Annotated in this window: 5 protein-coding genes; all 5 read right to left on the bottom strand. The window is 52.0% G+C overall.

What is annotated here, in order from left to right:
- Positions 1-145 precede the first annotated feature (145 nt).
- Positions 146-2188: an alpha-amylase family glycosyl hydrolase gene (locus QVO99_RS08300; protein WP_022317148.1), complete on the bottom strand. Its 2043-nt coding sequence runs from the start codon at positions 2186-2188 to the stop codon at positions 146-148.
- A gap of 12 nt (positions 2189-2200) precedes the next feature.
- Positions 2201-4129, bottom strand: a complete 1929-nt coding sequence (locus tag QVO99_RS08295) for a glycoside hydrolase family 13 protein (RefSeq protein ID WP_022317147.1) — start codon at positions 4127-4129, stop codon at positions 2201-2203.
- 86 nt (positions 4130-4215) lie between these two features.
- Complete coding sequence (pulA, locus tag QVO99_RS08290) at positions 4216-6105, bottom strand: type I pullulanase (protein ID WP_288177079.1); 1890 nt, start codon at positions 6103-6105, stop codon at positions 4216-4218.
- A gap of 37 nt (positions 6106-6142) precedes the next feature.
- The gene (locus QVO99_RS08285; protein WP_288177078.1) at positions 6143-8242 is read right to left on the bottom strand and encodes a glycoside hydrolase family 97 protein; all 2100 of its coding nucleotides are present in this window, start codon (positions 8240-8242) and stop codon (positions 6143-6145) included.
- A gap of 139 nt (positions 8243-8381) precedes the next feature.
- Positions 8382-9107: 4-alpha-glucanotransferase (locus tag QVO99_RS08280; protein WP_288177077.1), on the bottom strand; the 726-nt coding region annotated here is incomplete at its 5' end.

Below are 9107 nucleotides of genomic sequence, written 5' to 3'. Positions count from 1 at the left end.
AAGCAAGCCCTAATGACCGATTTGGGTTGAACGGCCTAATGACCGTTTGGGCATAAAATACCCCAAACCAGCTGTTGCAGCTGATTTGGGGTAATAGGAAGCCGCTTGTGAAAAAAGGCGGCAATAATTGCTACAGTAGCCAAAATCACTTCACTACCTTCTTGCCGTTCACGATGTATATTCCAGATGGAAGACCTTGGGTTGCCTCGCCGGCAGAAACATGACCGGAGAAGGAGCGCAGCGTGCGACCGTCAAGAGAGACTACGGTGGTAGACTTTGCTATAGGCATGATGGCGGTTGACGGAACCGCGATTCCGGAATACTGAGATGTCACGTCGGCAACCTTGTAGTGGCCGTTGCTGTCTTTCTCTGTCGTTATTTCGAGATAAGTGGTGGCATTGACGTTCTGGATGTTCTCAGTCTGAGACTTGCCGTTGTCGGTGCTGAACACGAAGTTCACGTAGTCGTCTATGCTGTTCATGGTATAGCCCAGTGAATACCATGTCTTTCCATTCTCCGTCACCGTTGTCGTCACATTGTCGCCAGGCCATTTTTGTATCGTTGGGTTGTGGCTTCCGTCGCCGCCCCACGACCATACGTTCATTGCGGTCCAGCCCACTTGGTCGGCATTCACGTTCACCGTTATGGCATAAGGCGAGAAAGTCTTGATGGAGTAGTGGCGCTCCGTGATGCCCGTCACGTTGCCGTCAACGAGCAGTCCAGCCTTGAGAGTTACGTCGCCCTCAGGCAGTGCCACCTCATATCCGCTTTCAGCCACGCTGCTGTTGGCTGTCGGAGCAGTACCGTCGAGAGTGTATACAATCTTGGCGTTGTCGTTTGTAGAAATGGCGCGCAGCAAAGCCTTCGGTGTGTCATAATATTCCCCCGATGGCAGGTCTATCCATGCCGTCTCTCTGTTTCTCTCCAGAAAGTAGCGATAGTGGTATCCCTCTGTGGCGAGCGCCCATGTAGTGTTGTCGGCAGTATAGCTGTTTGCCGATGTACCCACGGCAACATGAAGTCGTCCGTTAGTACCCGTGGTCGTGAACACATAGCGTGCCACGGTGCTTACGTTGCGGTTCCATGCGCTCTGGTTCGTGATGCCTGTGAGGTTGCGCAGCAGAATCATGTTCTTTATCTCCCGTTTGTGGTCAATCCAGTGTTTCATGAACACACACGGCGTTCCCGGCATGGCGAGGATATAGGCGTTGGCAGCGAGGGTGTCCTTCTTGATAGGATCCTGCTGCTCCGATTCAGACCGCTTCTCCGTGTCGTGGTTTTCAACAAATGTCACGGCATAACGGCAGTAGTCGCCATCCGTGGCAAGTCCACCGTTGTCGAGCTTTGTCCAGTTGCTGTATGCCGTGGCGTCGCGAACGGCATATCGGGTGGGGAAGTCGAATGCCGCACTCTGTATCTCACCATTCTGGGTGGTACCGTTTATCCAGTTTTCCACATTTTGCTTGTTGCCGTCGAAATATTCGCCTACCGAGAATGCAGGCTTTGCCGCAGTGTTGTAGATACCGGTGAATTTGGCGTCGTAGCCCTTAACCATATCGTAGCGCACTCCGGAATACCCCAGGTCGTTGAGTAGGAAGTCGAGATAAGCCTTGACGTTGTTCTGCACGTTGCTGCTGTTGTGGTCGAGGTCTCTGGCAAAGTCGACACCCTCTCCCGTGTCGTTGTTGTCACTCAGATTGTAGCCGTTCTCCTTAGCCCATGTAGCGGTCTTTCCGCTGCAGTCATCCTTGCAGATGTCGGTAGGCAGCAGCTGGTATGTCACTCCCTTGTAGGTTTCCTTCGGGAAGTCAACCCAGTTTGTTAGCGTCTTCCTGTGGTTTATCACCACATCGGCAATGGTGCCCAGTCCTTTCTGTTTGAAGGTGGATATCATAGAGCGCAGTTCCTCTTCAGAACCGAATGCGCTCTTGTAGTTGTCAAACCAATAGAGATCGTCGTATCCCATGGATTCACCTCCGCAGTTGCCGCTTTGCGGAATCCATATCAGGTTGAAATACTTAGACAGTTCGTCGGCCTGTGTCTCGAGTTTTTTCCAGTTTGAGGCGTCGTAGCTGTTCCAGTAGAATCCCTGGAGCATCACGCCTTGATGATTTGTAGGCCATCCCTGTGCCATGAGCATGGATGGGCATGCTATTGCGGCGATGGCAGTAATTAGTTTCTTGTTCATGGGGAATTGTGTTTATTTATTTTCAAACTCCAGAATCATTGTTCCACGAGGTGAGAGCGTTACATCCTTCGTGATGTCTATCTTTCTGTTTGTCAAGATGTTTGTGGCTGTTTGTGCTTCGTTTATCACTTCGGCATAACGCTCCACATGGAGTTTCTTTTCATGGCTTGTGCCGTTTAACACGGTCATCACCACCTTGTTGCCCAATGTGCGGGCAATGACATAGATACCGTCGTAAGGGATGAACTGAGTCTGTTTGCCTTTTGTTATCACGTCGTTGCCGTTGCGCCAGTGTAGCAGACGACTTGTCCAGTTGAACATTGCGTTCTCCTCCTTCGTGAGTCCCTCTTTGGTGAAAGCATTGCGCTTGTCGCCGGCAAAACCTCCAGGGAAGTCGCGGCGCACATTGCCGTCGGTCACCTTCTTCGAGCCGTTCATCAGCACCTCCGTACCGTAGTATAGCTGTGGAATGCGGTTGATGGTGAGCAGCAGGGCGAGAGCCTGTTTCAGTTTCAGAGTGTCCTGACCCTCTCCGAGGAATCTGTCAGTGTCGTGGTTCTCGATGAATGCCATCACGTGTGACGGGTCATTGTAGAGATAGTCGTAGCAGAGCGAGTTGTAGATGCGGTTGAAACCGTTCCACCATCCGTCGGTCTCTTCGTTTTTGGCAAGATTCAGTCTGTCGAAGAAGCTGAAGTCCATCACCGTCTTCAGATTAGAGTTGATGTCGCTGAGTTTCGAGTCTTTCTGCCATGCCGCTGTGTATGCCGGTTCTGTCACCCATGTCTCTCCCACGGTGTTGAAGTTAGGATATTCCTCGTTGAGCACCTCCATCCATTTTGCCATTGCCTTGCGGTCGGCATATGGGTAGGTGTCCATTCTGATACCGTCGATGCCCACTGTCTCTATCCACCATTCGCTGTTCTGGATGAGGTAAGTTATTACGTGGCTGTTGCGTTGGTTGAGGTCGGGCATCGAAGGCACGAACCATCCGTCAACGGTCTCCTTCATGTCCACCTGGCTGGCGTATGGGTCGAGCACAGGTGTCAGCTTATAGCTGGTCTGCAGGTATTTGTCGTTCACCTGAGCCGCACCGTCTATAGTATTCGTTTTCTTGTTGTTTGCCTGATTCTCAGGACTCAGCCATTCAGGATAGTTGAACCAGTCGGCAGAAGGCATGTCCATCACCCACGGATGCTCGAATCCGCAGTGGTTGAAAATCATGTCCATCACCACTTTCAGTCCCTTTTTATGAGCGTCGGCAACGAGCCTGCGGTAGTCTTCGTTGGTTCCGAACCGTGGGTCCACCTTATAGTAGTCTGTCGTGGCATATCCGTGGTATGTGCTCTGTTTGCCGTGGTCGGGAGAGTTGTTCTCAAGCACCGGAGTGAACCACAGTGCCGTTACTCCCAGCTGGTTGAAATAGTCCAGATGCTGGCGAATGCCCTCCAGGTCGCCGCCATGACGGAGGCTCGGTTCGTTGCGGTTGATTGAGTAGGGATTCATCCCCTTGATCTTGCTGTTGTCTTTACCGCTGTTTGCGAAGCGGTCTGGCATGAGCATATAGAGCACGTCGGCATTAGAGAAGCCCTTGTGGTCTTCACCCTTCTGCATCCTCTCGTTGAGCGAATATTTCACGGTCTGCGCCTTGCCTTTGGCAGTCTGGAACTTCAGGTTCATCACTCCCGCCTTGGCATCCTTCACGTTCATATATATGAGGAGATAGTTAGGGCTGTCGAGGCGCACCAGACTGTCGATGCGTACACCGGGGTAGTCGGTGGATACGTTGGCAGATCTCACGTCCTTGCCGTATACCATCAGTTGCACCTGTGGGTTTTTCATTCCCACGAACCAGTTTGTCGGTTCAATTCTGTCTATTTTTGAAGCCGCACTCATTGTTAATGTTGTGCCCAGCAATAGGGCTGCTATTATCTTTTTCATTAGTTTGTTTTTTTTTAGTTGACGAGTTGACAAGTAAACAAGTTGACAAGTAAACGAGTCGATGAGTAAACGGATTTACAGGCATTCTACTTTCTGTAAATTACCATTGCCTGTTGTCCACCCACGGTAGCTTTCTGACCGGTTATGCTGCCAAGTCCGTTGACGTTCACCTTTCCGTTGTCTACTACCACGGTGTATTCCCCTTCAGGCACGTTGATGTCAGTCGGCTGCTTGTTTGCGTTCAGAATCACTATGATGTCGCGCCATGAGTCGCCACCGGCATTATCGTTGAGGCTGAAAGCCACCACTCCCTTGGGAGCATCGAGAAACGACAGATGCTTTCTCACGAGATCGGCATTGGCAAGTCTGAAAGCCGGATGACTCTTGCGCAGAGCTATCAAACCGCTGTAATAGTCGAACACCTGTGGGTATCGCTTCAGATTGTTCCAGTCGAGGTGGTTGATGTTGTCAGGCGACTTGAAACTGTTGTGTACCCCTTTCTTGTCGCGCAGCATTTCTTCACCGCAAAGAATGAACGGCACACCCTGAGAGGTGAGCACCGCAGTCTGAGCCAAGAGGTCCAGACGGATAAGCTCATCTTCCGTTATTCCCGGTATGCTTGATCTCAGTCGGTCGGTGAGACACAGGTCGTCGTGGCAGCTCACGTAGCTTACCATCTGAGTGGGGGAGTTTGTCCATGCCTCCTTGCTGTAGTTCACACGCGTCATGTCAATCTGCGGATGACTGATTGCTCCCACGATGCCAAACTTGAGGCTCTCCTCCATATCAGGCATTCCGGCAAGGAATCCACCCTTATGGTCGTCGCTGAACGGACCGCGCAGTGCGTCCCTCATATCGTCGCAGAAAGCACCGATGCCGTTCAGCTGACGTGTGTTCGCCTTCATCGCCAGTTTGTCGGTAGGGTAGGCACAGCTGCCGGCGCTCCATCCCTCACCATATATATATATGCTTGGGTCTATCTGGTCTACGGCAGCACGGATATCGTTCATCGTCACGATGTCATGTACACCCATGAGGTCGAATCTGAAACCGTCGATATGGTATTCGTTCACCCAATATTTCACGCTCTCCAGCATATACTCCCTCATCAGCGCCTTTTCAGATGCCGTCTCGTTGCCGCAGCCCGAACCGTCGGAATACTTACCGTCAGCCGTCTTGCGATAGTAGTAGTCTGGATTGACGCGCTGGAAGTTGCTGTTCTTGATGTCGAACGTGTGGTTGTATACCACGTCGAGTATCACTCTGATGCCAGCCCTGTGTAATGCCTGCACCATCTGTTTGAACTCCTTTATTCTCACCGTCGGTGAATACGGGTCGGTGGAATAGCTGCCCTCAGGCACGTTGTAGTTCTTCGGGTCGTAGCCCCAGTTGTATTGCGGCGTGTCGAGTCGTGTCTCGTCCACCGAGGCATAATCGAACGATGGCAGGATATGGATGGCGTTCACACCGAGTCTCTTCAGATATTCTATTGCTTTAGGGTCGGTGAGCGCCAAGAACTTACCCTTGTTGCCGAGTCCCGACGACGGGTCGATGGAGAAGTCCCTGTGGTGCAGTTCATAAATCACGAGATCTGCAGGCGATGCCAATGCCGGTCGTCTGTCTTCGTTCCATCCTTCAGGGTCGGTAGACGGCATGTTTACCACGGCACCACGGTTTCCGTTCACTCCTACAGCCTTGGCGAAGAGTCCTGGACACTCACCGTTGCCGGTGTCGAAGGTATAGAACAATCCGTTCAGGTTGCCTTTCACTACAGCCTCCCAGACGCCATCGCCCTTGCTCTTCATCTTCACAGTCTTCATGGGTTTTCCGCCTTCTCCATCCTTGTAGATGCGCAGAGTGGTCTCATAGGGCGAGTTGAGTCTGAACACTGTCTTGTCGGCTGAGAACGACATCTCGTTGAATATCCCCTGAGCCGACATCGGCAGAGAGAGGACTCCCATAATGCAGCCCGTCATAGCAGTTCTTATATTAACCATACTTCTCGTTCTTTAGTTATCTCTTAGCCATAATAGACACGGCGAATCCGCCACCTCTGGCTTCCCTGATCTTCAACACGTCGCCACGTTTTACCGTGCGCTTGGTGATGCGGTAAGCCTTCGGATTCTTCTCATAGTCAGCGTCGGCAGCATCCTGATAGATGGTGCATTCGTATTTCTTTCCTTTGTCCAGGAAGTCTAGCTTCACCACGGCGTTGCGCGCCTCTTCGCCAGTCTTGCCGCCGACAAACCAGTTGTCGGTACCTTTTGCCTTGCGGGCCACGGTGATGTATTTTGCCGGTTCGGCCTCAATGTATTTAGAGTCATCCCAGTCGCATGCCACGTCGCGGATGAACTGGAAGGCATCATCGTATTTCTCGTAGTGTTCAGGCAGGTCGGCAGCCATCTGCAGCGGACTGTACATCACGAGATACAGCGACAGCTGTCCGCAGAGCGTGGAATGTACGAAACTCTGGTTCTGGCTCCATTCAGAGAGCTTCGTCTCGAAGATGCCAGGAGTATAGTCCATCGGTCCACCCTGCAGACGGGTGAATGGCAGCATCACCGTGTGGTAAGGCACGCTTCCGCCGAAAGCTTCGTATTCAGTGCCCCTCGCACTCTCGTTGCCCACAAGGTTAGGCCATGTGCGGCATATACCCGTAGGACGTGTCGCCTCATGTGCGTTCACCATGATATGATGCTTGGCAGCCTCTTCCACCACGCGCTGGTAGTGGTTGTTCATAATCTGACTGTAGTGGTATTCGCCTCTCGGAATGATGTCGCCCACATATCCCGTCTTCACGGCGTCGTAGCCATATTTGTTCATCAGCTTGAAGGCATCCTCAAGATGACGTTCATAGTTGATTGCAGAAGCCGAAGTCTCATGGTGCATCATCAGCTTCACTCCTTTAGAATGGGCATATTCGTTGAGTTCCTTGATGTCGAAGTCAGGGTATGGCGTCACGAAGTCAAAGACGTCGAGTTTCTGATGGCCGAACCAGTCCTCCCAGCCGATGTTCCATCCCTCAACGAGAACCTCCTGCAGTCCGTTCTTTGCAGCAAAGTCTATATACCTCTTCACCTCAGCTGTGGTAGCTCCGTGAGTGCCGTTCGGCTTGCATTTGGAGTAGTCGGTTTCGCCAAGGCGCACTGAAGGATAGTCGTTGGTGTAGCTCCAGCTCTTTCTGCCGACTATCATGTCCCACCACACACCGCAGTATTTCGTAGGATGAATCCACGACGTGTCCTCAATCTTGCAAGGTTCGTTCAGGTTGAGCGTTAGTTTGCATGACAGCATGTCACGGGCGTCGTCGCTCACGAGCACCGTTCTCCACGGCGTGTTGAAAGGCGTCTGTATGAATCCCTTCATGCCCACGGCGTCAGGAGTGAGCCATGACTCGAATGTCAGCGTCTTCTCGTCGAGGTTGAGGTGCATAGTAGGATAGTCGAGGCAAGCCGCCTCGTGGATGTTGATATACAATCCGTCCTTGGTCTTCATCTGCAGCGATGTCTGCACGCCTGTATCAGAGAACACCGTGGTCGATGAGTTGCTCTTGTATTTCTCGCGGTCGCGGCGTATGATGTCCTTGATGCCGGTGAGCGGAGTGATCTGGTATTCATATTCCTGTGTGTCGTAGTCGCCGGGAATCCAGTATGCCGTGTGGTTGTCTGCCATAGCAAACTGTGTGTGCTCCTCCTTTATTACGAAATAGTTCAGTTCCTCCTGCTGCGGGAACTCATATCTGAGTCCCATACCGTAGTCATACACGCGGAAGCGTATTTTTATGTTGCGTTTCGATGAAGGCTGGTTGAGGCTCACCTCCATCTCGTTGTAGTGGTTGCGTATCGTTGCCGTTTCTCCCCACACCGGTTTCCATGTCTCGTCGAAGGTGGAAGTCTTGTGTCCGGTCTCCTTGAAACCCTTCATGAGGTCGGTCTCCTGCATTCCCTTCGAGGCATGTTTGTCTTTGGCGAGTTCCAGTCCGAGATGCGACGGCTTGCACACCGTCTTTCCCTTGTATTCCATCTCGTAAGTAGGCTGTCCGTCGTTGGTAAGCGAGAATTTCACCGTCACGTTACCGTTCGGTGAACTCACCGTCTGTGCCATTCCAATCATCGGCAATAATGCGATGGACAGCAGCGCGCTTCTCAGACCGCTGTAGTTTGATGCCGCCGGAAAGAAATCCAGCGGACTATATGTTGACTTTTTCTTTTCCATTGTTTCGTTATTGTCGTTATTCTTTTCTTTCAGATATTTATCTCAGCTTCACCAGTTCCTTAATCGCATCGTTGTATTCCTTGTCAGCGATCAGGTCTTCGATGTTGATGTGCATGCGGTAGCGCCAGTAGTGTCGGGGGTTGGCAGGGATGTTTATTCTCTCGGCGTCAGCGTCGGGCAGACGCAGTTTCTCGTCTAAGGCAAACCAGTCTTGCAGCGACAGGATGCAGAGCATCGACGGACAAGTCAGCTGGTTTGCTATTATGTCGCGTGCCAGCCATCCCGGCAGAGGATGAGGAGCAGCACCGCCACGGTAGAGCATAGAAGAATAGTAAACCTGTGTGCGCTCGTAATCCTCGTCCCACCATTGGCGCAGTGTCGGCATGTCGTGAGTAGAGAGTGTGCAGACGCTGCGATAGGGGTTGCGCGAGAGAATGCCGAACCTCACCTTCGGGTCTTTCGGCATCTGCTGCAGTTCCAGACTGAGGATGCGCAGCTGATCCATCACCCATGCCACGCAGTCTGGCACCATACCGAGGTCTTCGGCACATACCAGCATTCGGGTTGCCTGCACGAGAACAGGCAGTTTCTTCATTGCCTCGTTATACCAGAAATTGTTGTTGCGGCGGTAGTAATAATCGTTGTATAGACGGTTGAACTTCTCCTTGTCGCTGTCGTAGAGCGCTTCATACATGAAGTTGAGCTGTGCCGTGATTCTTGGATGGAACTTGTTAGGGTCGTTGTCGTCGCGGACGAAGAGCAC

The sequence above is a fragment of the Prevotella sp. CAG:592 genome, assembly GCF_000436015.1.
Taxonomy (GTDB): Bacteria; Bacteroidota; Bacteroidia; order Bacteroidales; family Bacteroidaceae; genus Prevotella; species Prevotella pectinovora.
This window is presented reverse-complemented; position numbering and strand designations above follow the sequence as displayed.